Here is a 25,653-nt window from a genome sequence, read left to right on the forward strand (position 1 = left end):
CATGACAGCTATCTATAAGGACGCTGGACGTCCCGTGTACGAGCGCGTCGCCGACTTACTGGCACGTATGACCCCGGAAGAGAAGTTTGCCCAGATGCATGCGTACTGGCTGATCCTCGATGAAAACGGTAACCATCGTGAGCGCAGCGATCTGAGTGACGAATTCTCCGGGGTGAGCGAGCAGGCTTCGCTCAGTGAACGGCTAAAGCTTGGCGTCGGGCAGATCACCCGTCCACTGGGTACCCATATCGTCGACGCGAAAACTGGGGTGCGTGCCGCTAACCGCCTGCAGCGCATGATGATGGAGGAGACGCGTCTCGGCATACCGGCGCTGTTCCATGAAGAGTGCCTGGTGGGGCTGCTGTGCAAAGACGCTACGCTGTTCCCGTCGTCGCTGAACTACGGCTCTACCTGGGATCCTGAACTGGTACAGCGCGCGGCAGAGCAGATCGGTAAAGAGGCGCGATCCGTTGGCTGTCAGCAGGGGCTGGCGCCGGTGCTGGATGTCTCTCGCGATGTCCGCTGGGGGCGTACCGAAGAGACCTTTGGTGAAGATCCGTGGCTGGTGGGGGTGATGGCCACCGCCTACGTGAAGGGCTTACAGGGCGATAAACGCGATCTGCTGGCGACCCTGAAACATTACGTGGGTCACTCGTTCAGCGAAGGCGCACGCAACCATGCGCCGGTCCACCTCGGATTCAGCGAGCTGAACGACACCTTCCTGCTGCCGTTTGAAATGGCGGTCAAGCTGGCAAACGCCGGTTCGGTTATGCCCGCGTACCACGATATTGATAACCAGCCGGGGCACAGCGACAGCTTCCTGCTGACCACCGTCCTGCGCGAGCAGTGGGGGTTCGACGGGATTATTGTCGCGGACTACGGCGGCGTCAGCCTGCTGCACCAGCACCACGGGATTTCCCACGACGCGGCCGAATCCGCTGCGCTGGCGTTCAACGCCGGGCTGGATGTCGAACTGCCGAAAGACGACTGTGCGCGCCATCTGGCGGAAGCCGTTGAGCGTGGACTGATCTCCATGGCCAAAGTCGATGAAATCGTGAGGCGCGTACTGACTGAAAAATTCCGTCTGGGTTTGTTTGAGAAACCGTATGCCGATGAACATGGCATTGATCTGCTGAATGATGTCACCCGCCAGGCCGCTCGGGAAGTGGCGACGAAATCGCTCACGCTGCTGGAAAACAACGGCATTTTACCGCTCGGGGGTAAACCCCGCGTGGCGGTGGTGGGGCCGACGGCGGACGACCCGCTCGCGCTGCTCAGCGGCTACAGTTTCCCGGTGCATTTGATCATCAGCGATATGGTAGAAGAGACCTCGCAGGTCACGACCCCGCGTGCGGCGCTGGAGCATTATCTTGGTGCCTCACAGGTCCGCTACGCCAAAGGGTGTCACATTATCGAAAAACGGATGGCGGGCGCGCCGGTCTTCCCGGGCGACAGCGGCGGCAAACCGATGCAGCAGTCGCCGGTTTCTCAATGTACTGATTTGATCCCCGAGGCTGTTAACGCTGCGCAAGAGAGTGATGTTGTAGTGGCTTGCGTTGGCGACCTCGCCGGATTGTTCCAGAGCGGCACGGTAGGGGAAGGGTCTGATACCGATTCTCTGAATCTGCCGGGTGTGCAGCAGCAACTTCTGGAGGCGCTGGTAGCCAACGGCAAACCGGTGATTGTCGTGATGACCGGAGGGCGGCCATACAACCTGCAGGGACTGGAAGACAAAGTAGCGGCACTCATTATGGCCTGGGCTCCAGGGCAGGAAGGGGGCTGGGCGATTGCGGACGTACTGACAGGGCGTGCGGAACCGCAAGGGCGTCTGGTAGTGAGCGTGCCGAAAAGTGCCGGGGCAATGCCGTATTACTACAATCACAAGCTCAAAAGTGGCGGTACGCCGTTTGCGTTCCATTTCGGATCTCGTTATCCGTTTGGTTTCGGCCTTGGCTGGACGCAGTTTAACTGGGGAACGGCGAAAGTGGTGGCATCCAGCGTGCCGGTTGACGGTGAGGTGACGCTGAGTGTGGATATTACCAATACCGGAGAACGCAGTGGCAGCGAGGTGGTGCAGGTTTACGTCAGGGATAAGGTTGCCACGCAGGTACGGCCACTTCAGGAGCTAAAGGCATTCCAGCGCGTCACGCTCTCGCCGGGCGAAACCGCCACGCTCACCTTTATGCTGCCAGTTGAGATGTTCAACTTCACCCGTCGGGACGGAAAACGCATTGTTGAGCCGGGTGAGTTTGAGTTGCAGATTGGCGCATCGTCGACGGATATCCGCGAGGTGGTGACGGTTAATGTGACAGGTGAAACGCGGGTGCTGTCTGCGGAGTGGCGGATGCTCAGTAGCTGTCAGGTTAAGCGCGCAAATGAAGGCATTGCGGTGTGTTAATCAATCGGGATCAGATCGGTTACCTTTGTTCCTGAAGGAAAGAATGTTAGGGAAGGTGCGAACAAGTTCCTGATATGAGATCATCATATTCATCCGGAGCGCATCCCAGAGGGACATCATGAGCCATCAACTCACCTTCGCCGATAGTGAATTCAGCACTAAGCGCCGTCAGACCCGAAAAGAGATTTTCCTCTCCCGCATGGAGCAGATTCTGCCATGGCAGAATATGACCGCTGTCATCGAGCCGTTTTATCCCAAGGCGGGCAATGGCCGACGGCCCTATCCGCTGGAGACCATGCTGCGTATTCACTGCATGCAGCATTGGTACAACCTGAGCGACGGTGCCATGGAAGATGCCCTGTACGAAATCGCCTCCATGCGCCTGTTTGCCCGATTATCCCTGGATAGCGCCCTGCCGGATCGCACCACCATCATGAATTTCCGCCACCTGCTCGAGCAGCATCAACTGGCCCGTCAATTGTTCAAGACCATCAATCGCTGGCTGGCCGAAGCAGGCGTCATGATGACCCAAGGCACTTTGGTGGATGCCACCATCATTGAGGCACCCAACTCTACCAAGAACAAAGAGCAGCAACGCGATCCGGAGATGCATCAGACCAAGAAAGGCAATCAGTGGCACTTTGGCATGAAGGCCCACATTGGTGTCGATGCCAAGAGTGGCCTGACCCACAGCCTGGTCACCACCGCGGCCAACGAGCATGACCTCAATCAGCTGGGTAATCTGCTTCATGGAGAGGAGCAATTTGTCTCAGCCGATGCCGGCTACCAGGGAGCGCCACAGCGCGAGGAGCTGGCCGAGGTGGATGTGGACTGGCTGATCGCCGAGCGTCCCGGCAAGGTAAAAACCTTGAAGCAGCATCCGCGCAAGAACAAAACGGCCATCAACATCGAATACATGAAAGCCAGCATCCGTGCCAGGGTGGAGCACCCGTTTCGCATCATCAAGCGGCAGTTCGGCTTCGTGAAAGCCAGATACAAGGGGCTGCTGAAAAACGATAACCAACTGGCGATGTTATTCACCCTGGCCAACCTGTTTCGGGTGGACCAAATGATACGTCAGTGGGAGAGATCTCAGTAAAAACCGGAAATAACGCCAGAAATGGTGGAAAAAATAGCCTAAATAGGCTGATTCGATGTGTTTGCGGGAAAAAAATCGGCCCAGATCCGCGAAATTTTAATCAGCGAGTCAGCTTGGGAAGAAATGACCTGCTTATTCGCACCTTCCTTAGAACAAGCCCCTGATGGGGCTTTTATGTTTAAAACTCTCTTGAAAGAGTAATGTACCCGTTGAACCTTATAGAGCATTCATCTTTATTCATAAGGCTTGTGGCAATGAAAACAGACTTCTTCCCTGCTTTGTTTGTATATGTATATTTTGCAGTTATAGATTTAACATCGTTATCATAGAAGCTGTCAAAATATGACTTTTCATCTAATAGCGGTTTATTGTTATTTCTGGCCTTATCCTCTTCATAATCTATCTTTGCTAACTCCTCTGCATAGAATCTAGATATAGGTGTAACATCGAGGATTTTTACTTTTGCTTTCATCTCGTCTACAGTTGAAGTGTCAATTTTTAAATCTTTAGAAAGTGCATCAAATAAGGATGATTCCATCGCTGCATTAGGTAATTCACACCCCGATTGTGCATAAGATATAACAGGAATATTAAATAGTAGAAATAATAATCTCTTCATATTAATCCTCAACTACCAGTATCTTATCTGTGCTTTTATTGATCGTGATACGCCCCTTTAAACCTAATATAATGCAACCATTTGAGGCACTTGAAGGATGTGCTCCACTGTTGCCGTGAATCAGAAAACCATCACGCCCGCACATTTGATTTTCTGGATAAGGTGTCAGCCTCATAGTGTAGGCTTTTGTCCTCTTGTGATAGAAGGCCGGTCCAATAGTATAAGTGCCTCTAGGAAGTGGGCCTTTATCCTTTACACACTCATTAGCTGAATCATTCTTAAAACCCGGTTTACCTGCATACATTGCATCAAACTGGTATGTACCGTTAAGATAAAAACTATGAGCACTTACTTTATATACCCAAGTCATTACGCTACCTCCTTGTTACCATTCCAAGAGTCAGAATGAATAATATTACCATCTAAATAGTGCCATGTGATTTTTTCATAAGCTAAATAGAATGCTTCAAGATGGTTATGCTTTTCATATGTAGGATTTTTAATATCAAACATGAAAGGCTCTACTTCATTGATTCTGACATTATCTAACGTCACCCTAAAATACTCTTCCTCTTGTCCGTTATGATTAATGCGATAGAATTTTAATATAGCTTGCTTAAACCGCTTACCAGATGAAACACCTTGATAGATGTAAGGAGATGAACTGTCTACTTCTTTAATTAAAAAATAGTCTCCGTGCAGTCTCTTAGAAGTGATTTTCCCTGTTAAGTTATCAGTAGGTAGTTCTACGTTATGCATTAACTCTACAATCTCTATAGAACCTTCCCTACCGTGAACATCTACAGACCCTTTTACTTGATTTCCTGCATCATCAATCAGCCATAAATAAACAGGTATAGCCATTTTTAACCCTCCATTGAAAAGGGTTATGTTAGCACCATGATTAGCAGGATCAATTATTTAGATAATGAATGAATAAAGGAGAAATATCACTGAGAGGAAAGAAAAGCCCCTACCAATGAGCGGCAAAGGCTTTACCGGAATTGCGGCAAATAGCCCCGCTAAACGGGAAGTAAAACGGGGGCGATAGTGTAGCGGATTACACGGGATGGAACAATTTTTAAAAGGGTAATACACAAAAACAACCTTCTGATTTTTAGGGGAATTTTAAGAGGCGTACAGGGGGTAGCATTTACTGCTAATTACACGTTTAGCACACCAGTAGTACACTTAAATTTCACCGTACTTTGTAACTCACTGTTTTTAAGCGAAAAAAAAGCCCATCGTGGGAGATGGGCAAAGACTACACACAGCAATTCGTTGTTTCACTCAGGGGATTTCCATGCTTATAAACCAAGGTGTTGATTTATAACCGTGTGCTAATACTAGGCATTGTGTTATTTAGCGTCGATCAGATTCGTCTCAATAGTTAAAGAGACGTAAAGATTTCTTGAGGTTAGCAGCAGATTTAGTGCAGGGAAGGTGGGTCTGACCAGTGCTCAATGAATAAATACTTAAGTATTACTTAAGTATTAAGGGGCCGGGTAAGCATATCTTACCCGGCACTGCGGTTACTGACTGTTCTTATCTTCCAGCTCTTCCAGCTCATTCAGGATGAGGTCCGGGTCAGTACCCGGTGGCGGCACTTCATGCACCCAGGCGGAGAACAGACGCCATGTCACGGCGAGAAGCACCGGGCCAATAAACAGGCCAATCATGCCAAAGGCAATCAATCCACCAATAACGCCTGAGAGGATCAGGATCAGCGGCAGGTCAGCACCCATGCGGATGAGTATTGGACGAATGACGTTGTCCATCGTACCAACCACGCAGCTCCACACCAGCAGAACCGTTCCCCACGTGGTATCACCTGTCCAGTAAAGCCAGATGATGCTGGGTATCAGCACCAGCAACGGTCCCAGTTGCGCGAGACAGGTCATTAACATCACAACGGTAAAGACGGTGGCGTACGGTACGCCGGAAATTGCCAGACCGATACCGCCCAGTATCGCCTGCACCAGCGCCGTTACCACAACGCCAAGCGCAACCGCGCGCACAGCCTGTGCAGCCAGCAGTACCGCTGCGTCACCCCGTTTGCCCGCCAGACGGGTAGCAAAATGACGAACACCCAAAGCAACTTGCTCACCACGCCAGTAGAGCAGGGCACTGAAGACCAGCATCAGGGTACAGTGCATCATAAAGCGACCAATATGCGCCGCCTGTCCCACAAACCAGGTGGTGGTGGTACCAATATAAGGACGCACTTTCGCCATCAACGCGCTGCCGCCCATCTCCAGCAGGCTATGCCAGCCGCTATAGAGTTTGGCACCCACCACTGGAATACTGTTTAGCCAGGCGAGATCAGGTAACGTCAGCTCGCCACTGGTAATGGCTCGAATTATCGGACCACTGGAATCCACCAGACTATTCACCAGTAAAGCAATGGGAATAATAAACAGCAGGAACAACAAGAGTGTCATAACCAGCACCGCTAGCCCGCGGCGGCCAAATAGCAGCTTCTGCAAACGCAACAGTAAAGGCCACGTGGCAACGACAACGGTCGCAGCCCAGGCGAAGCCGAGAATAAAGGGTTGAACAATCCACAGACACGCAATAATCATGAGAGCCAGGAACAGCACCGACAGCAAGATTTGCGCAACATCCCTGGGCTGGCGAAGATTGACCATATTTGAAACTTCCTTTAATGAACACCAGCGTGGCTGGCGGGAACGGAAAACCGCGTCTCTCTAATCATTAGTGATCTCGGCGATTTTTGACAGGCGGATTTTGCCCGTAATTCTACGAAGCACATAAGAAAAAAATGTGATAAAACTTTCCAGACACAACGCAAACGATTTCAAATTACTCTAATTAGGGTCGACAGTCATGATCCCACAGATTTCTCAGGCACCTGGCGTCGTTCAGCTGGTGCTTAATTTTTTGCAGGCACTGGAGCAACAGGGTTTTACAGGTGATACCGCCACGAATTATGCCGACAGGCTGACGATGGCGACTGATAACAGTATCTACCAGCTTCTTCCCGATGCCGTTGTTTTCCCTCGTTCAACGGCCGATGTCGCGCTTATCGCCCGGCTGGCAACGCAGGAGCGGTTTGCTTCTCTGGTCTTTACCCCACGTGGCGGTGGCACCGGAACCAATGGCCAGGCGCTGAACCAGGGCATCATTGTTGATATGTCTCGCTATATGAACCGCATTATTGAGATCAACCCTGAAGAGGGGTGGGTGCGGGTCGAGGCGGGCGTTATCAAAGATCAGTTGAATCAGTATCTCAAGCCTTACGGCTACTTTTTTGCCCCTGAGCTCTCCACCAGCAACCGCGCGACCCTCGGCGGGATGATCAACACGGATGCCTCCGGTCAGGGCTCGCTGGTGTACGGTAAAACCTCCGATCACGTGCTGGGCGTGCGTGCCGTTCTGCTGGGCGGTGATATTCTTGATACGCAGCCGATGCCGGTTGCACTGGCGGAAACCCTGGGTAAAGATAACACCGCCAGCGGACGGATCTATCGTACCGTGCTGGAGCGCTGCCGCGAAAACCGTCAGTTGATCCTCGACAAATTCCCCAAACTGAACCGTTTTCTGACCGGGTACGATCTGCGTCATGTGTTTAACGATGATCTGACCCAGTTCGATTTAACCCGCATACTGACCGGCTCCGAGGGAACGCTGGCGTTTATTACCGAGGCGCGGCTGGATATCACCCGGTTGCCGAAGGTACGTCGCCTGGTGAACGTCAAATATGACTCTTTCGGCTCTGCGCTGCGTAATGCACCTTTTATGGTGGAAGCGCAAGCGCTGTCGGTTGAAACCGTCGACTCCAAAGTATTGAACCTGGCCCGGGAAGACATCGTCTGGCACTCCGTCAGTGAGCTGATTACCGATGTGCCAGATAAAGAAATGCTTGGCCTTAATATCGTTGAATTTGCCGGCGATGACGCGGCGCTTATTGAAAACCAGGTGACGACGCTCTGTCAGCGGCTGGATGAACTTATTGCGCAGGGTGAAGGTGGGGTGATTGGCTGGCAGCTCTGTAACGATCTGGCCGGCATTGAACGTATCTACGCGATGCGGAAAAAAGCCGTGGGGCTACTTGGCAACGCGAAAGGGGCGGCCAAGCCCATTCCGTTTGCCGAAGATACCTGCGTTCCGCCTGAGCATCTGGCGGATTATATCGTTGAGTTTCGTGCCCTGCTGGACAGCCACGGCCTGAGCTATGGCATGTTTGGCCACGTTGACGCCGGGGTGTTGCACGTGCGTCCGGCGCTGGATATGTGCGACCCGCAGCAGGAGATCCTGATGAAACAGATCTCCGATGACGTCGTTGCGTTAACCGCGAAATATGGCGGCCTGCTGTGGGGCGAGCACGGTAAAGGCTTCCGCGCTGAATACAGTCCGGCATTTTTCGGCGAGCAGCTCTACGCGGAGTTGCGCAAAGTTAAAGCGGCGTTTGACCCGGATAACCGTCTCAACCCGGGGAAAATCTGTCCGCCTGAAGGTGTGGATGCGCCGATGCTGCGGGTGGATGCCGTTAAACGCGGCACCTATGACCGACAGATCCCTATCGCGGTACGCTCCTCATGGCGCGGCGCGATGGAGTGCAACGGCAACGGCCTGTGCTTTAACTTTGATGTGAAAAGCCCGATGTGTCCGTCGATGAAAATCACCAGTAACCGTATCCATTCTCCGAAAGGGCGTGCAACGCTGGTGCGCGAATGGCTGCGTCTGCTGGCCGACCGCGGAGTGGATCCGCTCAAGCTTGAGCAGGAGCTACCGGAAAAACGCGCCAGCCTGCGTTCGCTGATTGAGCGCACACGGAATAGCTGGCATGCAAATAAAGGCGAGTATGATTTCTCCCATGAGGTGAAAGAGGCGATGTCTGGCTGTCTGGCCTGCAAAGCCTGCTCAACCCAATGCCCGATTAAGATAGATGTGCCAGAGTTCCGTTCGCGTTTTCTGCAGCTTTATCACACCCGATACCTGCGTCCGGTACGTGACCATCTGGTGGCGACAGTTGAAAGTTATGCGCCGCTGATGGCGCGTGCGCCAAAGACCTTTAACTTCTTTATTAATCAACCACTGGTGCGCAAGCTCTCCGAAAAACATATCGGAATGGTCGATCTGCCGCTGCTGTCGGTACCGTCGCTGCAACGACAGCTTGTCGGACACCGCTCAGCGAACATGACCCTTGAACAGCTTGAGGCGTTAACCCCCGAGCAAAAAGCAAATGTGGTGCTGGTGGTGCAGGATCCGTTCACCAGTTACTACGATGCGCAAGTGGTCGCGGATTTCATCCGCTTGTCAGAGAAGCTGGGTTATCAGCCAGTGGTTCTGCCGTTCTCTCCGAATGGTAAGGCGCAGCACATTAAAGGCTTCCTGACGCGTTTTGCGAAAACCGCGCAGAAAACTTCTGATTTCTTAAACCGTGTGGCGCAACTGGGTATACCGATGGTTGGCGTCGATCCGGCGCTGGTGCTTTGCTATCGCGATGAATACAAGCAGACGTTGGGCGATAAACGTGGTGATTTCCACGTCATGCTGGTGCACGAGTGGCTGCCGATGGCCCTGGAGGATAAGGCTGGTCAGGATGTCAGCGGTGAACCGTGGTATCTGTTCGGTCACTGCACGGAAGTCACCGCGCTGCCGGGTGCCCCTGCCCAGTGGGCCTCAGTCTTTGCCCGCTTCGGCGCGAAGCTGGAGAGCGTCAATGTGGGCTGCTGCGGCATGGCCGGAACCTACGGACACGAAGTGAAAAATCACGCGAACTCGCTCGGTATCTACGAGTTGTCCTGGCATCAGGCGATGCAGCGTTTGCCGCGAAACCGCTGTCTGGCGACAGGCTACTCCTGTCGTAGTCAGGTGAAACGGGTAGAAGGTAACGGGGTACGCCACCCATTGCAGGCTTTACTGGAGATAATTGGATGATCTGGAAACGAGCTGTAACGCTGCAGGCGCTCAACGCCATGGGCGAGGGGAATATGGTGGGACTGCTGGATATCCAGTTCACCCGCATCGGTGACGATGAGATTGAGGCTACAATGCCTGTCGATCACCGTACTCATCAACCGTTTGGTTTATTGCACGGCGGAGCGTCCGTCGTGCTGGCTGAAACGCTGGGCTCTGTGGCAGGGTATCTCTGTACCGAAGGGGAGCAGAAGGTCGTCGGGCTGGAGGTGAATGCTAACCATATTCGCTCGGTGCGTAGCGGTCGTGTGCGCGGTGTTTGCCGCGCGCTGCACGCCGGAAGTCGCCATCAGGTGTGGCAAATTGACATTCTCGATGAGCAGGATCGTTTGTGCTGCTCGTCGCGGCTGACGACGGCGGTTGTGTAAAGTTTTCAGATGTTTTGCCTTTGGTCAAAAGTTAGCCACCGCGTTGTGATATAGTGGTCAGGTTTTGTACATAAGCGAGGACATCATGGATACTGAAATAACCCCAACACAGCTGGCAATTGAATATTTACGTCGCGATAAGAGCAACCTGTCTCCGGCGCAGTACCTGAAAAAGCTGAAACAGCTTGAGCTGGAATTTGCAGATTTGCTGGCGCTCTCTTCGAATGAACTGAAAGAAGAGATCTACTTTGCCTGGCGGTTGGGCGTTCACGTCCATTGAGTGTATGTAAATGAAAGGGCCGCGATTGCGGCCTTTTTTGTACCCGGAATTTAGTATCTGGCGGGGAGTTTATTGATTCTAATGAGCCTGCCTTCTTCCATCTCGATAAATCCACCAGTTTTTAAATCCGCCAGAATACGCATCACACCGCTGCGGGAGAGCTGGGTTTTCTCCCGAATGTATCGCTCCGCCGTCACGCTGCGTCGATAGCCTTCGTCTTCCTCCATTAGCTTAACGAGCTGCTGGCGAATCATCTCATACGCAGTGGGGGCACCCTGGGGCATCACGTTGTTATAAAGTCGGCTATAGACAAACATCAGCTGTCTGGAGAGCAGACCCCATAGCCCTTTTTCTTTAATAATATCAGCCACCTGTTCAGTAGGGATACTACCAATCAGGCAAGGACTCACCGTGATGAGGTAATCATTGAAATAGATGTCTGTCAGGTTAGCAAGACCAAACAGGGCAGGGCTGCGAGCGGTGGAAAGCATCATGTTATCGCTGCTGCGGTAGAGTGCAATCGTCCCCTCCAGGATTAAATAACAGATCCCCTGACCGTTAACCTCAAGGTTAAGTCGTTCGCCGCGGCCCGTTCGACGCACGGTGCAATAGGGCTCCAGATGCGCGATCAGTTCCTGGGCGTAAGGGGAGCCGCGAGACGATTTATCTGTAGAGGACATAGCCGTAAACCTGGAAGATGACCTTATGCTTATAGTTTCGCTCTTCTCTCGCGCTATCTCCAGATATTATTGTGCTTTCAGTACTTCCGGGGTAAATGGTTAACTTCTATCAGCACGCCACGTTCCATGGTGATGTATTTCCCCGTACGCAGTTCTGCCAGAATCCGCATTATACCGCTGCGGGAAAGGTAGGTACGGCTCTTAATGTAGGCCGCTGCGGTGATGTTTTGTCTAATTGCCTCAGGCTCCTGCATTAATTCAACCAGCTGAAAGCGGATGATATCGTATGCGGACATCTGTGAAATTTGTGCACAGTGCTCATACACCCGTGATGCTGTATAGATCAGCAATTTAGAAAAATGTTCCCAGAGATCGTGCTGTGCAACCACGTTGTTAAACGCATCCAGCGACATGCACGCTAATTCGGATGTCTCCAGTGCCCTGACGTAAAGATGTTCCGATGAAAACTGACTGCTAACACCCAGTATAAAGGGGGCTGATTCCGAATTTAACACAATGCCGTCGCCGCGGCGGTGCAGCGCCACGCTGCCGTGTAATAGCATAAAACAGTGGCGTTCGTCATTTCGGTAATATTGTACGACTTCACTTTTCGAAAGAATGATTTTCTCTGCGACAGGAAGGACATTATCAATTAAGCGCTCTATGTGCTTTAAGGGTTTTAATCCCAGCACCGATGATTTCTCATTGTCTAATTCGGTTGCAATTCGCGTGTTCATAATATACCTCACTTCAACAGGTGTGATCGTTTTTCAATCAGAGTGGAGAATTATCTTAAAAATCAGCGAAGCAGGGAATAACAGTCAAAAGTCTAATAATAGACCAGGAGGAGTAGGCATCTTAACGCTATGAATTTTATCGTTATAAGGTGAAGGTCTAAAAGTAGACTGACGATAAAGTGCACAGTTTAAATGTTTATTTTTTGTTAAGCCCCAGTCTACAGCTAGACCTGAAAATAGATTGTTTCGCGGAAAAGAGTTGTATAAGTTTTGACTCGCCGACAGAAATGCCAATCTGAAACGCTCGCCATGATGAGAGTTTTATTTTGTTTCTGATGGCACCTAAAAATAATGGCAGAATGAGGATTGTCTGTTTTGCCTGAATATCAGTAATAAATAAAGTAATACAGGAAATGGCTTTATGAAAAAGAAAATTATTGCTGCCATGTTTGCGGCAGGCTCTGCATTGACAATGACTCAGGCTTTCGCTGCGGCAGGTACGGTTAATTTTAACGGTAATATTTTGGATAATGCCTGCGATGTAGATGTGGCATCCCAGAATCAGGTTGTGGTCCTCGGTGATTACTACAAAACGGAATTCCCGACAACGGGTTCCAGAACCGCGGCGACGCAGTTCGATATCGTACTGAAAAACTGCCCGGTGACCGTTACCTCCGCGAAGGTGCGTTTTGACGGAACGCCAGATTTAACCAACGCAAGCCTGCTGGCGATTGATTCCTCCGTTGTGGGTGCAGCAACGGGCGTGGCCATCAACCTGATGACGGCTGATAAGGCCGATTTACCGCTGCATGGTAGCAACAGCTATTCCTATGCTCTGAGCAGCACAACTGATAATACGCTCAATTTCTATGCTCAGTATATTTCGACTGCGGCATCAGTGACCGCGGGCCCGGCTAATTCGGTTGCTAACTTCTCTGTGGTTTATAACTAAGTCTTTTGCAGTAATCAGTATGGGGCCACCCGGCCCCTTTGTTTTATGAGGTATTCAATGCGTTTTATCAAAACAATCGGCCTGGCCGCGACAGCGTTACCGCTGACATTTTCAATGGCCAATGCCGGCGTCATTATTGGCGGCACGCGCGTTATTTTCGACGGTGCAAAAAAAGAAGCATCAATTAGCGTAGATAATGCCGATAGCGCTTCCTTTTTAATTCAGTCGTGGATTGATACACCGGAGGGAAAAGCAGATAAAGCGCCTTTTATCATTACGCCTCCGCTTTATCGACTTGATGGCGGCCAGAAAAATATCGAACGCATTGTCATGGCGGGTTCACTCCCTCAGGAACAAGAAAGTTTATTCTGGCTCAATATAAAAGCTATTCCTTCTGCAACGAAACAGGCTAACTCACTGCAAATTGCGGTGAAAACGCGTATCAAGTTGATTTATCGCCCGGCAAATCTTCACGCGTCAACGCCTGAAGAACAGGTTGAAAAATTAGCATGGCAACGCAACGGGAATGAAATTCAGGTAACGAATCCGACTCCCTATGTAATCAATTTTAATGAAATATCCGTAGGCGGAAAAAAACTGGATGATGTTTCGTATGTATTACCCGGCGCGTCGGCCCGGTTCCCGTTATCTCATGGAACCAACGGAAATACGCTGACGTTTAAAGTTATCAACGATTATGGAAGTCCCGGCGCTTTACATCAAGCCAGTTTGTGATTTTGAAAAACGGTAATACCTGCATTACTCAGGTCATCAGCAATGAAAATACAGCATTATAAAGTACGACCTCGACGTCTGGCGACACTCATCGCCCTGGTGATGACGGGTTCTTCACCCACGCTTTATGCCAGCGAAACGTTTAATACCGAACTGGTTGAGCTGGATAACCCGGGAATAGGGAAAGCAGATTTATCCGCGTTTGAAACAGGCTCTCAGGCACCGGGGACGTACCATGTTGATATTATTCTTGACGATCAGCTCATTGAGACCCGGGATATTACCTTTGCCGCAGCGAAATCGCCCGATGGAAATGACGTATTACAGCCATGCCTGAGCATTGAACAATTAAAACAGTGGGGGGTTAAGACTGCGCTTTTTCCTCTGTTGGGCTCAGCGAAAAGCGCCTGTGCCGATCTTAAAGCCATTCCGCTGTCCTCGACGGATTTCCAGTTCAACGCGCAGCGTCTGGTTATCAGTATTCCGCAGGCTGCTATCGATATACCGGCGCGTGGCTATGTGCCGCCGGAGATGTGGGACGAAGGTATCAATGCCGCCATGCTCAATTACAGCCTGAGCGGGGCCAACACCTGGGCGAAAACCGATGAGGCTGCCAGAACCGACAGCCTGTATGCCAACCTGCGTCCGGGGATCAACATTGGGCCGTGGCGTCTGCGCAACTACACCACCTGGTCCCGGGATGCGTCGGGTCAGGATAAATGGGACACCGTTTATACCTATGCGCAGCGGGCCGTTATTCCCCTGAAAGCGCAGCTGACGCTAGGCGACAGCTCTTCTCCGGCTGACGTGTTTGACAGTATGCCTTTTCGCGGCGGCCAACTGGCATCCGACGATGACATGCTGCCGGATTCCCTGAAGGGTTACGCGCCCGTGGTTCGCGGTATTGCGCGCACGAATGCGCAGGTGGTGGTGCGCCAGAATGGCTATCAGATCTACCAGAGTTATGTCGCCCCGGGGGCGTTTGAGATAACCGACATGTACCCGACGGGCGGTGCCGGGGACCTTGACGTGACGATCAAAGAGGCTGATGGAAGTGAACAACATTTCACCCTGCCTTACGCCTCACTGCCGGTGCTGCAGCGCGAAGGGCGTCTGAAGTATGCCATTACGGGCGGCCATTATCGTGCCTATAACAGCAGGGTGGAAAAGACGCCTTTCGGGCAACTGACCGGTATTTATGGTCTCCCGTATGGCCTGACGCTATACGGTGGCGTTCAGGGGTCAGGCAAGTACCGGTCGCTCGCCGTTGGGGTGGGTAAAAACATGGGGGATTTTGGTGCGCTCTCTACCGACGTTACCCAGGCCTGGTCTACACCGGATAAAACGGCAAAAACCAACGGGCAGTCCTGGCGCGCGCGGTACAGCAAGAACTTTATCGATACCGGAACGAACTTCTCTATTGCGGGGTATCGCTATTCGACCAGCGGCTACTACGGGATGCAGGAAGTGCTGGATTCCTGGGGAGACAGTACCTCGCTGCAGGACAGGCGGCGTAACCGCGCCGAATTGACCATGAGCCAGACGTTGGGCGGGGATATGGGTTCCCTGACCCTCAGCGCCGCGCGGGAAGACTACTGGAATTCGGGCAAATCGATGGCATCCTGGAGCGTCGGGTATAACAACTACTGGCATAACATCAGCTATGGCGTGACCTGGACATACAGCAAAAACGCCAGTGCAGCCTCTTATGGCACCGAAAGCAGCAAAACGTACGACCACGATCAGCTTCTGGCATTTAACGTCAGCGTGCCGCTGGAGAAATTCCTCCCGCAGACGTGGACGAATTATGGCATAAACGCCAGCAAGAATAACGGCACAACGCACAACCTGGGTATGAACGGCGTGGCCCTGGAAAACAATGCCCTGAACTGGAACGTACAGCAGGGCTTCGGCACGGACGGCGTCGGATATACCGGCAACATTAACGGTGACTACAAAGGGACCTACGGCGAAGTGACGGCGGGCTATGGCTACGACAGGAGCAGCGAGCGTCTGAACTACGGCCTGCAGGGGGGGATTCTGGCCCATGCGGACGGCATCACCTTTTCCCAGCCGCTGGGGGAAACCAATGCCCTGATTAAGGCACCCGGCGCCCATGGGGTGGATATTCGAAACCAGTCCGGCATGCGAACGGACTACAGAGGCTATACGGTGGTTAGCAACCTCTCCGTGTACCGCAAAAACGACCTCACGCTCGATCCGGAAAATATGCCTGATGACGTTGAGCTGGAGATCAATACGCGTACGGTCACGCCGACGCGAGGCGCGGTAGTCAGGGCTGATTACCTTTCCAAAGTGGGGCGCAAGGTGTTGATGACCTTGATGGACAACGGCCGCTTCGTTCCTTTTGGGGCGGTAGTGACGCTCGCTGGAGACGGTCACGGTAGCTTTATCGTCGGCGATCGAGGACAGGTCTACTTAACCGGCATGAGCGAGCAGGGGACGCTGGTCGTCGCGTGGGGAAATCAATCCGCCCAGCAGTGTCGTGCGGATTTCACCCTGCCGAAACAGGCCACCTACGGTGGCGTCACCCTCGTTAACGCTCTTTGCCGTCAGGGACATTAAGATGAAAACGATGAAATTTTTGCTGTTGCTGTGTTTTTTTGTGGGCTGGAATTATGCCCACGCCGGGACGTGCATGACGATCGTTCCGCAGACGTCTACGCTGTCGGTGGGCACCCTCACCGTGCAGCGCGATGCGCCTGTTGGAACGGTGATATTCTCCGGTGCTGCGTCGGGCACCGGATCGTATCTGACCGGTTGCACCAATCCATTAATGCTGGGTTTTAGCATGCGTTATAACGGCGCCACGCTCAGTACCTATGGGAATCATGTTTACAATACCAACGTCAGCGGGATTGGGATTCGATTTTCATCGAACAATTATTTCGAAAACCCGAGCAATACCTTCTCATATAACGCACAAACCTCATACGTCGACTGGTATGGCGGAAAAATTGAACTGGTGGTGACCGGGCTGGTTTCATCTGGGGCACTCACGCCAGGCGTAATCGGTGTGGTAACCCTTCAGGGCAGCGACGCTATTTATCGCGATGGTCTGACAACGCAGTTAAGCAGCGGAACGATCAATGCCCTGGCATGCACAATTAATACGCCACAACTAACCTTCGCCATTGGAAATATACCCACCTCTTCTTTTAACGCAGGCGTGGGAACGTCGCCGGCAGGGGCGCAAAATACGCAGAATCTCGGATTAAACTGCAGCACCGGAACCAATATTAACGTCACTTTAAGCGGTATTCAAAATCCGGATATCAGCAATACCAGCGTAATGGCCTTAACGGGTCAAGGTAATACCGGAACGGCAAAAGGAGTGGGCGTTCAACTCATCTATAACGGTACTCCACTGGCCATGAATAGCCGCCTGTTATTAAAACAGTCGACGGGTGGAGTCGAAACGCTCCCGTTAACGGCCCGTTATTATCAAACGCAGGGGACCGTTCAGTCGGGAACGGCCAACGCCTCGGCCACACTTAATATAACCTACCAGTAGCAGGTGAGAAGATGAAAATATCGCACAAAAAAACGCTCCTGCTTGCCCTGTTGAGCTGGAAGGTGTTTTCAGCCGATACGGTCAATATTGGCGTAACGGGGAATATCGTTGCGTCACCCTGCATATTTAATGGCGGAAATACGGGTAATGACTCCAACTTACTGATAGTGTTTTATGTTCAGATAATGCCCGATGACTTTGTCATGCAGCTCCACCGATTTTGAGAACGACAGTGACTTCCTGCCCAGCCTTGCCAGATGTTGCCTCAGATTCAGGTTATGCCGCTCAATGCGCTGCGTATATCGCTTGCTGATAACGTGCAGTTCTCCCTTCAGGCGTGATTCATAAAGCGGCCAGCCATCCGTCATCCATACCACGACCTCAAAGGCCGACAGCAGGCCCAGAAGACGCTCCAGCGTGGACAACGTGCGTTCACCGAATACGTGCGCCACAACCGTCCTCCGTATCCTGTCATACGCGTAAAACAACCAGCGCTGGCGTGATTTAGCGCCGACATAACCCCACTGTTCGTCCATTTCCGCGCAAACAATGACGTCACTGCCCGGTTGTATGCGTGAGGTTACCGACTGCGGTCTGAGTTTTTAAGTGACGTAAAATCGTGTTGAGGCCAACGCCCATAATGCGTGCACTGGCGCGACATCCGACGCCATTCATGGCCATATCAATGATTTTCTGATGCGTACCGGGTTGAGAAGCGGTGTAAGTGAACTGTAGCTGCCATGTTTTACGGCAGTGAGAGCAGAGATAGCGCTGATGTCCGGCAGTACTTTTACCGTTACGCACCACGCCTTCAGTAGCTGAACAGGAGGGACAGCTGATAGAAACAGAAGCCACTGGAGCACCTCAAAAACACCATCATACACTAAATCAGTAAGTTGGCACCATTACCGGTTTTGAAGATCAGAGAGATAATCTATTTTGCCTGGTATAAAACGCAGTTGCCCGGCTATCGCTGGAATAAAAATGTCTGTCTTGACTGCCATCATAAAAAACTTTCTCCACAGCAGATCCGCATTATGGCGAGTTTTTATAAAGGACTGTCGGTCATGGAGATTGCGCACGAGTTGAATATCAGTGATAAGACGGTATTCAGCCATAAATATATGCTGATGCAAAAATTCGATCTGCGAAATGATTATGAATTAATCGTGTTGCTTAACAGACTGGCCGAGAAAAATAGCGCTCCCAATTTTTTTCGGGACTATCTAACCATGGATATCAAGAACTATGAGGTTGCCGCGTCGTCTGCCCGTTAAATATGCCGTATTTTTAGCCAGCGCGGTCGCGTTCAACGTTAGAGGAGCCGGATTAATTGAGAATGACCGCCAGCTGCGGGACGATCTGGCGTGGTTAGCCGGGCGTCATCTGTTCGCATTATCGCTATCAACCCGGCCGCTAAGTGAGTCGGAAATCAGCCGTACGATGGCGGCGCGGTATGACGCTCGCGATCCGGTGAGCGAGCAGGTTGTTCGCCGGGTTCAGATGCGCCTTGCGCAGATAAAAACGCTCATCGTGCCGTGGGGTGACGTGGCAACCGGTCGGGACCCGCTGCCGCAGGGACCAGGCATATTCAGCGGGCAGAACAGTCGTTGAGTACGATGCTAAACACCAACGGTGAGTACTGGGATGTCACGCTTCAGGGGAACGTAGAAGAAACACAGTGGGTTTCCGATGCCTCACATCTGAACCCGAACGGTAGCTATGCTGCGGTAAGCGTTGCGAATCAATGGTTGAGCTTTGGCGAGATCCCGCAGTGGTGGGGCGGAAGAGGACGCCCTCAGACGTTGACAGCGTTTCGTGATGGCTTTTCTTGGCCGGGATAATACGGGAAGCCAGAAACGCGACCCGGGCGACCAGTTGGGCGGCATCGATCTCCAGATCCCGCCAGGGGAGATGCCTATCGCCCTTTACGGGCAGGTCATATCACGGCGGTCTGTATCAGCAGGGCTGGCCGCTGGCAGATTCCAGGTAGGAGATGACGCGGGTCTGATGGTGCAGTTCTCTATGCATAGCCCTCCCTGATTTTTCACACCGGGTGGCGCTTCGCTGACCCTGCCTACAAAATCTCAGGTGTTGGCAGGGTCAGGCGTCGCCGCTTCCCGGCATATTCTCAGACGTTGAGGGCAGTGATTAGCCGCGTCTTCATGCTTTGATAGGCCGTGGTCGCATAGTCCTCCGCCCAGCGCTGATCCTCAATCGCCTCCAACTGCACCGCGCAGTATTTCGTCTCCGGCGTTTTGGAGATGGGATCGAGGTTGTCCTGCGTCAGTTCGTTACAGGCCCCAATCCACCACTGATAGGTCATATAGACCGCCCCGGCGTTGATACGCTCGCTAATGCTGGCGCGGGTAATCACTTTACCACGACGCGAACGCACCCAGACCAGTTGCCCGTCTGTAATGCCCAGCTTAGCTGCATCGGCAGGGTTCATTTGCACGCGGCCAGGCTCGTCGGCCAGGCTTTGCAGCGCGGCGCAGTTCCCGGTCATGGAGCGGCAGGAGTAGTGCCCCACCTCGCGTACCGTACAGAGCACCAGCGGGAAATCCGCATCCGGGGTTTCCGCCGGCGCGCGCCACGGGGCGGCAAAGAGCTGCCCTTTACCGGATGCGGTGTCGAACTGATTGCCTTTGTACAGGTACGGGGTTCCCGGATGATCCAGCGTCGGGCACGGCCACTGGACATGACCCATCTCACCCATTTTTTCATACGTCACGCCGAAGAACAACGGGCACAGCTCGCGCATCTCGTCCCAGATCTGCTGGTTAGACTCGTAATGCATCGGGTAGCCCATTTCGCTTGCGAGCAGGCTGATGATCTCCCAGTCGCGCTTCACGTTGCCGCTGGCTTCGATGGCTTTGCCAAAACGCTGGAACCCCCGGTCGGCACAGGTAAATACGCCGCCGTGTTCGCCCCAGGAGGTGGCGGGGAGAAGAACATCCGCCACTTCCGCTGTTTTGGTCATAAAGATGTCCTGAACTACCACAAAGTCGAGGGCCTCAAAACCGCTGCGAACCAGGCCGAGATCGGCCTCGGTCTGAAGCGGATCTTCCCCCATGATGTAATAGGCTTTGACCTTACCTTCCAGTGCCAGGTGTGGCACTTCAGTTATGCGTGTTCCGACACGATCGTCCATTTTGTTGACGTCAATCCCCCACGCATCAGCGAACTTCTGCCTGATTGCCGGGTCCGTGACGTCCTGGTAACCCGGGAACATATTGGGTAGAACCCCCATATCGCAGGCGCCCTGTACATTATTTTGGCCGCGTACAGGGCCAACGCCGACGGCAGGTCGTCCAAGGTTGCCGGTCAGCAGCGCCAGGCTGGAAAGTCCTTTGACCACATCGACAGCCTGACCAAACTGCGTTACACCCATGCCCCACATCACGGTGGCTGACGGTGCCGCCGCAAAAGTGCGCATCGCCTGTCGAACATCGCGGGCGGGAATGCCGGTAAGATGTTCGACATTCTCTGGTGCGTAGTCTTTTACCGTCTGACGATAGGCCTCAAGCCCTTCTGTAAAACGCGCAACGTAGTTTTTGTCATAGAGTTCTTCTTCCAGCAGCACATAACCAAAGGCGTTCACCAGCGCCATGTTACTGCCGTTTTTCAGTTGCAGATGCTGATCGGCAATGCGCGCCGTTTCAATGCGACGCGGATCGCAGACGATGATTTTTGCACCGTTTTCCCGGGCCTTCAGCACACGTCTGGCGACGATAGGGTGAGAGTCTGCGCAGTTGTAGCCAAAAACCAGCAGACATTTTGAATTTTCGATGTCGTTGATGGAGTTACTCATTGCCCCGTTGCCCAACGTTTCCTGTAAGCCGGCAACGGAAGGACCGTGACAGACGCGTGCGCAGCAGTCGACATTGTTGGTGTTCAGCACAGCACGGGCAAATTTCTGCATCACATAGTTGGTTTCATTCCCGGTACCACGGGAGGAGCCGGTGGTCATGATCGACCGTGGGCCGTACTGCTCTTTAATGCTGCTGAGTTTGTGGGCGGTATAGCGGATTGCCTCTTCCCAGGTGACGGGAGTAAATGCCTCTCCTTTGTGGTAGCGGATCATCGGTTGGGTCAGGCGTGGAGTGAGGAGACGGGTATCGTTGAGGAAATCCCAGCCGTAAAAGCCTTTCAGACACAGGGTGCCCTGGTTTGTGACGCCCTCTGCCGCTTCGGCACGGATAATACGGTTATTTTCAACGACAAGGTTTAATTTACAGCCTGCACCGCAGTAGGGGCAGACGCTGGCGATCTTTTTCATCAATAACAGACCTGTTAAGAAATGAAGCAAAGTTGGCTGGAAAACCCAGCCCCGTAAACGGAAGTAAGCAGGAACCGTGCCAGGTTGGCTTTGCTGGTTTTACAGGGGGTTAAGCGGGGAAGGCGCGTGTCATCGTCAGAACATTCGTCAGTTTTGACGATGACACGAGAGCAGGATGAGTGGCCGTGATATTACAGGTCGTCCATGGTGTAGCCCACGACAATTTCCAGGGTCTTGCGAATAACATCCGCCTGGACAACGTCGTTGGTCGATTCCAGCGTCTGAATGAGCCAGAGTATGATCGCTTTGTTGGAGAGATGCCCTTCGGAGGCCAGAACACAGCGTACTGCAGTAGAAAAAACAGCGGACTCTTCAGCAAAACGATCGCCTGCGTGACGGAAATATTCCGACAGCGCACTGTCTAAAAAAGCAGAATGGTATTCGGGTTGAAGCTGAATATTTTGTCTCATATGTTCTCACCGTAGCTGTTAAATGACAGTCAATGTATTTTTTTGGGGTTGGACGGTTTTCCACTTCCAAATAACGGCACAACATTGTCTTTGTTATCGTTGAGAGATCCCTCTCTGTTCGTTCGTCCTTGCGCGGTTCTGCGACGTGTAAAGGCGATGCTGTTTGAGCCGATCTCGGCAATCACCACCGCAAGTGTCTCCCGCCGCCAGGGATCCTTTTCATGTTTTTTCATGACCCGCAGACGCTGTAGCAATCCTTCGGTTGTCACTGGCCCCCGCTCTTTCAGAAGAGAAAGGACGGCTTCACCGATAAGCTGGTCTATCAGTCGATCTGCGTCACTGCTGTTCATGGCATTACCGCTCGAAGAGGAGACCAAGCAGCATGTGATAATGTTGTTCCTCTTCCGGGCCATCGGCCCTTTCGAGGCGGCTTAACAGTTTGGTACAGAGCGATTTGCGATTGAGGTTTCGCCCGTCGCTAAGAATCTCAACCACGACCTGACCCAATGTTTCCTGCTGAGTAGGAAGTGCTGCTTTTTCGAAGTACTGTGCAATCGCTGCTGCCGAATCTGCGACATAACCGTTCTGTTGCATGTTTCACTCCTGTAAAAATTCGTAATCAGTAACGTTACATTTAAGGTATACATAATTCGCAAATCTGTACATTAAAAATGTACAGATTTTTGATTTATTTGTGATATTTTTAATTAACTTCTATTATTTCAATGTGTTATTTGATTTTCGTGAAACGGTATCTCTACAAGATATATTATACAAATCAGAGCGGCACTTTTAAGTTGTACGGCGCAAAAAAAGGAATCATTAAACGGCGTAAATGATTGAGTTGTAAATTATTTGTCAGGCAATTAATGTGCTATAAAAGATCCGTATCCACATGTTTTTGTGGTCAGAACCTTAACCCCCCCAGGAATAGCATGCTTACAACCATCATTTACCGCAGTCATATTTGCGAGGACGTTCCAGTGAAAGCGCTGGAAAAAATGGTCGCTGCTGCAAATAGTAAAAACCGGCAATCCAATGTCACGGGGATCTTGCTGTTTAACGGCACTCATTTTTTTCAATTGCTCGAAGGGCCAGTCGAACACGTTTCGTCAATCTATGAGCAGATCTGTAAGGACGCACGCCACCATAACGTGGTGGAGTTGATGCGCGATCACGGGCCTACCCGGCGTTTTGGCAACGTGGGTATGGAGCTGTTTGATTTGCGCCAGTTCGACAGGGAAGAGGTACTTCAGCAGGTGCTTAACAAAGGCACCACACGTTATCAGTTGACATACAATGACCGTCCTTTGCAGTTTTTCCGCACCTTTGTCGAGGCCACTGAGAAAGCCAACTATTTTGAATTGCCTCCGGCGGATTCATGGGATTTTATCCCCGAAGAAACACCGCTATCCGCGCAACCTGAGGTGGTGGCAAAAGGAGCGGACTGCAGTTTTGCGTTTCAACCCATCGTCGATCCGTTCATGCAGCAGGTCGTCTCCTGGGAGGCGCTTCTCCGCACACCATCCGGGGATTCACCAGGTGTGTACTTCGCCAACCGCCCACGTGACGACGTGTACGCATCTGATTTGCACAGCAAGCAGGTTGCGCTCTCAATGGCCAGCGCGCTGGGGCTACAGGACCAGACATTATCCCTCAACCTGCTACCTATGACGCTGGTTAATGTTCCGAATGCCGTGGACTTCCTGCTCACCACGATTGATGCAAATGGCTTTGTGCCCGAGCAAATTGTGGTGGAGTTTACGGAGAGCGAAGCCATTTCCCGTTTCGAAGAATTTACCCATTCGGTCAGACAGTTAAAAAGTGCGGGTATCAGTGTAACGATCGATCACTTTGGTGCCGGTTTTGCAGGGTTACAGTTACTGGCACAGTTCCAGCCGGACAGAATTAAGATTAATCGCGATCTGGTCGCGAACGTTCACAAAAGCGGCCCTCGACAAGCCATTATTCAGGCGATTATCAAGTGCTGTACCTCCCTTGAAATTCAGTTCTGCGCGGTCGGCGTGGAGAAGGCGGAAGAGTGGATGTGGCTGGAATCTGCGGGAATTTCTCAGTTTCAGGGACACCTTTTTGCCAGCCCCCGGCATGGCGGAATTCCGGCTATTGCGTGGCCAGAGAAAAAGTCCGAGTTCTGAAAAAGCTGTACACAGTTCGACTGACGTGACTGTACGAACGGTAAAATTTATACAACAATGTATTAACAGGTAAATGGCTTGTAACGCAATCACCTGCTTAAAACGAGGTCTTAGTTATACAAATGGTTTGTACAATCTGATAAGGTTGGTGCAGTTAGGTATGGAAGTACTGTGCGTGAGGGAGTTAATGGCCTATTACAGTATCGGCGAAGTGGCCGAACGATGCGGTATCAACCCCGTTACGCTGCGTGCCTGGCAGCGCCGTTATGGATTGTTGAAGCCGCAGCGTAGCGAAGGGGGTCATCGTCAGTTTGACGATGAAGATATCCTGCGTATTGAAGAGATCAAGCGCCTGATGAAAAGCGGCGTCTCGGTCGGAAAAGTCAAAGCCTTACTGGAAAATAAGGACGTGTTGACTCCGGGTAACTGGGTTTCATTCCAGGAAGAGATGATGACCGTTTTGCGTTACGCCAGCCCGGCAAAGCTGCGCGCCAAAATTGGTGAGTTCCGCCGCGATCACGCGCTGGATGCACTGATTGATAACATCATCTCTCCCGTCCGCCAGCGAATGAATCAGGACCAGAACACCGTGCGTCACATGGCAAGCCTGCTTGACGGCGTCCTGATTGAATTCGCGATTGCAAGCCTGGCGGAGTCCCGCAAGAAAGCGGGTAAAGACGCGCTGCTTATTGGCTGGGAATGCGAGGACCGTACTCATCTGTGGCTTGAGGCCGCACGCTTATCGCAGAAAGGCTGGCATATTGATGTGCTGGCGGAACCTATTGACTCACCGCGTCCGGAACTTTTCCCGGGGCAAAAAATCTTCGTCTGGACGGGGAAATCCCCAACGCCTCGCCAGCAGGAACAGCTCGATCACTGGCGTGAACAGGGTTTCTCTGTGTCGTTTCATATTTAAACTAAGGGGTCCGGAAGGGCCTTTTTGCTTTAGATTTCGTCATCACCTGACCTGTTTCGTCAATCGAGCGGCGTCGGTTCGTTGATTTCGAATGCCATAATACAATAGCGTACAAAAAATAGAATAATTGATGTTCATTAAGCACAATACTCTACTTTTTTTCGGAAAATAATGTCATTAGCCTGCGATTAGCTATCACGGATTTATCTTCAGTACCGTAAGTATTTTTGATTGCTTTTTCTCAGGGCGGAATCCTTGGGGGATAGTTTGTATTTTTCAAAGTATTTTTCCTAAGGTTGAGTATAAATTAAATTATGAGGTTATATAGGATGAGGAAAAATAGCATTTTTTATTCAGGCCAGCGGCGTTCTGATGTAAGCAATAGTTATCTTCTGGGAAATGGTTACCGTGGTTTTAACCCCATTCTGAAACGTTTTACTGGCCAGGATAACATGAGCCCATTTGACGCCGGGGGGGGAACGG

27 protein-coding genes, 1 other RNA gene and 1 pseudogene are annotated in these 25,653 nt (G+C 51.8%); 16 read left to right on the plus strand and 13 right to left on the minus strand.

Features of this window, described 5'->3' with window-relative positions; translation table 11 throughout:
- The first annotated feature begins 1 nt into the window (after window position 1).
- From ACLHV9_RS10250 to ACLHV9_RS10260, 3 genes are all read left to right on the plus strand, one after another.
- A complete protein-coding gene (locus ACLHV9_RS10250; protein ID WP_407220418.1) occupies window positions 2-2,398 on the plus strand; it encodes a glycoside hydrolase family 3 N-terminal domain-containing protein in 2,397 nt (798 codons plus the stop codon).
- Window positions 2,399-2,516: 118 nt separating this feature from the next.
- Entirely contained in the window at window positions 2,517-3,497 is a 981-nt protein-coding gene (locus ACLHV9_RS10255; RefSeq protein ID WP_407220155.1) for an IS5-like element ISKpn26 family transposase, read from the plus strand.
- Window positions 3,479-3,661: a hypothetical protein gene (locus ACLHV9_RS10260; protein ID WP_407220420.1), complete on the plus strand. Its 183-nt coding sequence runs from the start codon at window positions 3,479-3,481 to the stop codon at window positions 3,659-3,661. Before ACLHV9_RS10255 ends, ACLHV9_RS10260 begins: the two co-directional genes overlap by 19 nt.
- A gap of 14 nt (window positions 3,662-3,675) precedes the next feature.
- Here the strand turns inward: ACLHV9_RS10260 and ACLHV9_RS10265 are convergent, their stop codons facing one another.
- The 5 genes from ACLHV9_RS10265 to ydiK all read right to left on the minus strand — a co-directional run bounded on the left by ACLHV9_RS10265 (window position 3,676) and on the right by ydiK (window position 6,764).
- Window positions 3,676-4,116, minus strand: coding sequence for a Shiga toxin A subunit (locus ACLHV9_RS10265; RefSeq protein WP_108090139.1), 441 nt, complete (start codon window positions 4,114-4,116; stop codon window positions 3,676-3,678).
- Between the two features lies 1 nt (window position 4,117).
- Window positions 4,118-4,486, minus strand: coding sequence for a tlde1 domain-containing protein (locus ACLHV9_RS10270; protein WP_049006388.1), 369 nt, complete (start codon window positions 4,484-4,486; stop codon window positions 4,118-4,120).
- Entirely contained in the window at window positions 4,486-4,980 is a 495-nt protein-coding gene (locus ACLHV9_RS10275; protein ID WP_049006387.1) for an Hcp family type VI secretion system effector, read from the minus strand. The genes ACLHV9_RS10270 and ACLHV9_RS10275 overlap by 1 nt, the downstream gene beginning before the upstream one ends.
- Window positions 4,981-5,345: 365 nt before the next feature.
- Window positions 5,346-5,453: antisense sRNA RprA (rprA, locus tag ACLHV9_RS10280), an RNA gene on the minus strand.
- A 195-nt stretch (window positions 5,454-5,648) separates the two neighbouring features.
- Complete coding sequence (gene ydiK, locus ACLHV9_RS10285) at window positions 5,649-6,764, minus strand: AI-2E family transporter YdiK (RefSeq protein ID WP_049006386.1); 1,116 nt, start codon at window positions 6,762-6,764, stop codon at window positions 5,649-5,651.
- 199 nt (window positions 6,765-6,963) lie between these two features.
- Here ydiK and ACLHV9_RS10290 point away from each other — a divergent pair, with 199 nt between their 5' ends.
- From ACLHV9_RS10290 to ACLHV9_RS10300, 3 genes are all read left to right on the plus strand, one after another.
- Window positions 6,964-10,020: an FAD-binding and (Fe-S)-binding domain-containing protein gene (locus ACLHV9_RS10290; protein ID WP_108090138.1), complete on the plus strand. Its 3,057-nt coding sequence runs from the start codon at window positions 6,964-6,966 to the stop codon at window positions 10,018-10,020.
- The gene (gene menI / locus ACLHV9_RS10295) at window positions 10,017-10,427 is read left to right on the plus strand and encodes a 1,4-dihydroxy-2-naphthoyl-CoA hydrolase (RefSeq protein WP_028017253.1); all 411 of its coding nucleotides are present in this window, start codon (window positions 10,017-10,019) and stop codon (window positions 10,425-10,427) included. The genes ACLHV9_RS10290 and menI overlap by 4 nt, the downstream gene beginning before the upstream one ends.
- Before the next feature lie 85 nt (window positions 10,428-10,512).
- Window positions 10,513-10,707: a YdiH family protein gene (locus ACLHV9_RS10300; RefSeq protein ID WP_010430192.1), complete on the plus strand. Its 195-nt coding sequence runs from the start codon at window positions 10,513-10,515 to the stop codon at window positions 10,705-10,707.
- A 50-nt stretch (window positions 10,708-10,757) separates the two neighbouring features.
- On the opposite strand, the gene ACLHV9_RS10305 is transcribed toward ACLHV9_RS10300, so the two are convergent.
- Together ACLHV9_RS10305 and ACLHV9_RS10310 are read right to left on the minus strand one after the other, a co-directional pair.
- A complete protein-coding gene (locus tag ACLHV9_RS10305; RefSeq protein WP_108090137.1) occupies window positions 10,758-11,387 on the minus strand; it encodes a helix-turn-helix domain-containing protein in 630 nt (209 codons plus the stop codon).
- Between the two features lie 77 nt (window positions 11,388-11,464).
- On the minus strand, window positions 11,465-12,124 hold the full coding sequence (locus ACLHV9_RS10310; RefSeq protein ID WP_108090136.1) for a winged helix-turn-helix transcriptional regulator: 660 nt from the start codon (window positions 12,122-12,124) through the stop codon (window positions 11,465-11,467).
- A gap of 421 nt (window positions 12,125-12,545) precedes the next feature.
- On the opposite strand from ACLHV9_RS10310, the gene ACLHV9_RS10315 reads away from it, so the two are divergent.
- The 5 genes and pseudogenes from ACLHV9_RS10315 to ACLHV9_RS10335 all read left to right on the plus strand — a co-directional run.
- Entirely contained in the window at window positions 12,546-13,076 is a 531-nt protein-coding gene (locus tag ACLHV9_RS10315) for a fimbrial protein (protein WP_108090135.1), read from the plus strand.
- A gap of 57 nt (window positions 13,077-13,133) precedes the next feature.
- Entirely contained in the window at window positions 13,134-13,811 is a 678-nt protein-coding gene (locus ACLHV9_RS10320; RefSeq protein ID WP_108090134.1) for a molecular chaperone, read from the plus strand.
- Window positions 13,812-13,853: 42 nt separating this feature from the next.
- Complete coding sequence (locus tag ACLHV9_RS10325; RefSeq protein WP_407220423.1) at window positions 13,854-16,397, plus strand: fimbria/pilus outer membrane usher protein; 2,544 nt, start codon at window positions 13,854-13,856, stop codon at window positions 16,395-16,397.
- 1 nt (window position 16,398) lies between these two features.
- Complete coding sequence (locus ACLHV9_RS10330) at window positions 16,399-17,346, plus strand: fimbrial protein (RefSeq protein ID WP_108090132.1); 948 nt, start codon at window positions 16,399-16,401, stop codon at window positions 17,344-17,346.
- A gap of 11 nt (window positions 17,347-17,357) precedes the next feature.
- A pseudogene (locus ACLHV9_RS10335) lies at window positions 17,358-17,507 on the plus strand (type 1 fimbrial protein); the annotation flags it as partial.
- Here ACLHV9_RS10335 and ACLHV9_RS10340 read toward each other — a convergent pair.
- Both ACLHV9_RS10340 and ACLHV9_RS10345 read right to left on the minus strand, forming a co-directional pair.
- A protein-coding gene (locus tag ACLHV9_RS10340; RefSeq protein ID WP_407197283.1) for an IS1 family transposase occupies window positions 17,505-18,201 on the minus strand; the annotation gives its coding sequence in 2 pieces (ribosomal slippage) (window positions 17,505-17,949 and window positions 17,948-18,201; 699 coding nt in all). The pseudogene ACLHV9_RS10335 and the gene ACLHV9_RS10340 sit on opposite strands and share 3 nt — an antisense overlap.
- Window positions 18,202-18,251: 50 nt before the next feature.
- On the minus strand, window positions 18,252-18,464 hold the full coding sequence (locus ACLHV9_RS10345) for a hypothetical protein (RefSeq protein WP_407221204.1): 213 nt from the start codon (window positions 18,462-18,464) through the stop codon (window positions 18,252-18,254).
- On the opposite strand from ACLHV9_RS10345, the gene ACLHV9_RS10350 reads away from it, so the two are divergent.
- The 3 genes from ACLHV9_RS10350 to ACLHV9_RS10360 are packed head-to-tail and all read left to right on the plus strand — an operon-like array spanning window position 18,414 to window position 19,190.
- Entirely contained in the window at window positions 18,414-18,623 is a 210-nt protein-coding gene (locus ACLHV9_RS10350) for a LuxR C-terminal-related transcriptional regulator (RefSeq protein WP_407221180.1), read from the plus strand. The two genes, ACLHV9_RS10345 and ACLHV9_RS10350, sit on opposite strands and share 51 nt — an antisense overlap.
- The gene (locus tag ACLHV9_RS10355; RefSeq protein ID WP_108090129.1) at window positions 18,595-18,960 is read left to right on the plus strand and encodes a hypothetical protein; all 366 of its coding nucleotides are present in this window, start codon (window positions 18,595-18,597) and stop codon (window positions 18,958-18,960) included. Before ACLHV9_RS10350 ends, ACLHV9_RS10355 begins: the two co-directional genes overlap by 29 nt.
- A complete protein-coding gene (locus ACLHV9_RS10360) occupies window positions 18,957-19,190 on the plus strand; it encodes a capsule assembly Wzi family protein (RefSeq protein WP_128347979.1) in 234 nt (77 codons plus the stop codon). Before ACLHV9_RS10355 ends, ACLHV9_RS10360 begins: the two co-directional genes overlap by 4 nt.
- A gap of 287 nt (window positions 19,191-19,477) precedes the next feature.
- Here ACLHV9_RS10360 and fdhF read toward each other — a convergent pair whose 3' ends face one another.
- From fdhF to ycgZ, 4 genes are all read right to left on the minus strand, one after another.
- Window positions 19,478-21,628, minus strand: a complete 2,151-nt coding sequence (gene fdhF, locus ACLHV9_RS10365) for a formate dehydrogenase subunit alpha (protein ID WP_407220426.1) — start codon at window positions 21,626-21,628, stop codon at window positions 19,478-19,480.
- Window positions 21,629-21,819: 191 nt separating this feature from the next.
- Window positions 21,820-22,098, minus strand: a complete 279-nt coding sequence (locus ACLHV9_RS10370; RefSeq protein WP_028017255.1) for a biofilm/acid-resistance regulator YmgB/AriR — start codon at window positions 22,096-22,098, stop codon at window positions 21,820-21,822.
- Window positions 22,099-22,127: 29 nt separating this feature from the next.
- Window positions 22,128-22,448 (minus strand): hypothetical protein, encoded by a 321-nt coding sequence (locus tag ACLHV9_RS10375; protein ID WP_028017256.1) that lies wholly within the window; start codon window positions 22,446-22,448, stop codon window positions 22,128-22,130.
- Between the two features lie 4 nt (window positions 22,449-22,452).
- Window positions 22,453-22,692, minus strand: a complete 240-nt coding sequence (gene ycgZ / locus ACLHV9_RS10380; RefSeq protein ID WP_028017257.1) for a regulatory protein YcgZ — start codon at window positions 22,690-22,692, stop codon at window positions 22,453-22,455.
- Between the two features lie 341 nt (window positions 22,693-23,033).
- Between ycgZ and ACLHV9_RS10385 the strand changes: the two genes are divergently transcribed.
- A complete protein-coding gene (locus tag ACLHV9_RS10385; protein ID WP_108090126.1) occupies window positions 23,034-24,254 on the plus strand; it encodes a diguanylate phosphodiesterase in 1,221 nt (406 codons plus the stop codon).
- A 187-nt stretch (window positions 24,255-24,441) separates the two neighbouring features.
- Window positions 24,442-25,170, plus strand: coding sequence for a MerR family transcriptional regulator (locus ACLHV9_RS10390; protein ID WP_108090125.1), 729 nt, complete (start codon window positions 24,442-24,444; stop codon window positions 25,168-25,170).
- The last annotated feature ends 483 nt before the right edge of the window (window positions 25,171-25,653 follow it).

Source organism: Enterobacter sp. CPE_E890 (assembly GCF_046521475.1).
Classification (GTDB): Bacteria; Pseudomonadota; Gammaproteobacteria; order Enterobacterales; family Enterobacteriaceae; genus Enterobacter; species Enterobacter adelaidei.

What these genes read in the sequence shown, in the direction of transcription:
- ACLHV9_RS10250 (WP_407220418.1), top strand. Translation starts at nt 2, where the DNA reads ATGACAGCTATCTATAAGGACGCTGGACGTCCCGTGTACGAGCGCGTC.
- ACLHV9_RS10255 (WP_407220155.1), top strand. Translation starts at nt 2,517, where the DNA reads ATGAGCCATCAACTCACCTTCGCCGATAGTGAATTCAGCACTAAGCGC.
- ACLHV9_RS10265 (WP_108090139.1), bottom strand. Translation starts at nt 4,116, where the DNA reads ATGAAGAGATTATTATTTCTACTATTTAATATTCCTGTTATATCTTAT.
- ACLHV9_RS10270 (WP_049006388.1), bottom strand. Translation starts at nt 4,486, where the DNA reads ATGACTTGGGTATATAAAGTAAGTGCTCATAGTTTTTATCTTAACGGT.
- ACLHV9_RS10275 (WP_049006387.1), bottom strand. Translation starts at nt 4,980, where the DNA reads ATGGCTATACCTGTTTATTTATGGCTGATTGATGATGCAGGAAATCAA.
- ydiK (WP_049006386.1), bottom strand. Translation starts at nt 6,764, where the DNA reads ATGGTCAATCTTCGCCAGCCCAGGGATGTTGCGCAAATCTTGCTGTCG.
- ACLHV9_RS10290 (WP_108090138.1), top strand. Translation starts at nt 6,964, where the DNA reads ATGATCCCACAGATTTCTCAGGCACCTGGCGTCGTTCAGCTGGTGCTT.
- menI (WP_028017253.1), top strand. Translation starts at nt 10,017, where the DNA reads ATGATCTGGAAACGAGCTGTAACGCTGCAGGCGCTCAACGCCATGGGC.
- ACLHV9_RS10300 (WP_010430192.1), top strand. Translation starts at nt 10,513, where the DNA reads ATGGATACTGAAATAACCCCAACACAGCTGGCAATTGAATATTTACGT.
- ACLHV9_RS10305 (WP_108090137.1), bottom strand. Translation starts at nt 11,387, where the DNA reads ATGTCCTCTACAGATAAATCGTCTCGCGGCTCCCCTTACGCCCAGGAA.
- ACLHV9_RS10310 (WP_108090136.1), bottom strand. Translation starts at nt 12,124, where the DNA reads ATGAACACGCGAATTGCAACCGAATTAGACAATGAGAAATCATCGGTG.
- ACLHV9_RS10315 (WP_108090135.1), top strand. Translation starts at nt 12,546, where the DNA reads ATGAAAAAGAAAATTATTGCTGCCATGTTTGCGGCAGGCTCTGCATTG.
- ACLHV9_RS10320 (WP_108090134.1), top strand. Translation starts at nt 13,134, where the DNA reads ATGCGTTTTATCAAAACAATCGGCCTGGCCGCGACAGCGTTACCGCTG.
- ACLHV9_RS10325 (WP_407220423.1), top strand. Translation starts at nt 13,854, where the DNA reads ATGAAAATACAGCATTATAAAGTACGACCTCGACGTCTGGCGACACTC.
- ACLHV9_RS10330 (WP_108090132.1), top strand. Translation starts at nt 16,399, where the DNA reads ATGAAAACGATGAAATTTTTGCTGTTGCTGTGTTTTTTTGTGGGCTGG.
- ACLHV9_RS10350 (WP_407221180.1), top strand. Translation starts at nt 18,414, where the DNA reads ATGGAGATTGCGCACGAGTTGAATATCAGTGATAAGACGGTATTCAGC.
- ACLHV9_RS10345 (WP_407221204.1), bottom strand. Translation starts at nt 18,464, where the DNA reads ATGGCTGAATACCGTCTTATCACTGATATTCAACTCGTGCGCAATCTC.
- ACLHV9_RS10355 (WP_108090129.1), top strand. Translation starts at nt 18,595, where the DNA reads ATGAGGTTGCCGCGTCGTCTGCCCGTTAAATATGCCGTATTTTTAGCC.
- fdhF (WP_407220426.1), bottom strand. Translation starts at nt 21,628, where the DNA reads ATGAAAAAGATCGCCAGCGTCTGCCCCTACTGCGGTGCAGGCTGTAAA.
- ACLHV9_RS10370 (WP_028017255.1), bottom strand. Translation starts at nt 22,098, where the DNA reads ATGAGACAAAATATTCAGCTTCAACCCGAATACCATTCTGCTTTTTTA.
- ACLHV9_RS10375 (WP_028017256.1), bottom strand. Translation starts at nt 22,448, where the DNA reads ATGAACAGCAGTGACGCAGATCGACTGATAGACCAGCTTATCGGTGAA.
- ycgZ (WP_028017257.1), bottom strand. Translation starts at nt 22,692, where the DNA reads ATGCAACAGAACGGTTATGTCGCAGATTCGGCAGCAGCGATTGCACAG.
- ACLHV9_RS10385 (WP_108090126.1), top strand. Translation starts at nt 23,034, where the DNA reads ATGCTTACAACCATCATTTACCGCAGTCATATTTGCGAGGACGTTCCA.
- ACLHV9_RS10390 (WP_108090125.1), top strand. Translation starts at nt 24,442, where the DNA reads ATGGCCTATTACAGTATCGGCGAAGTGGCCGAACGATGCGGTATCAAC.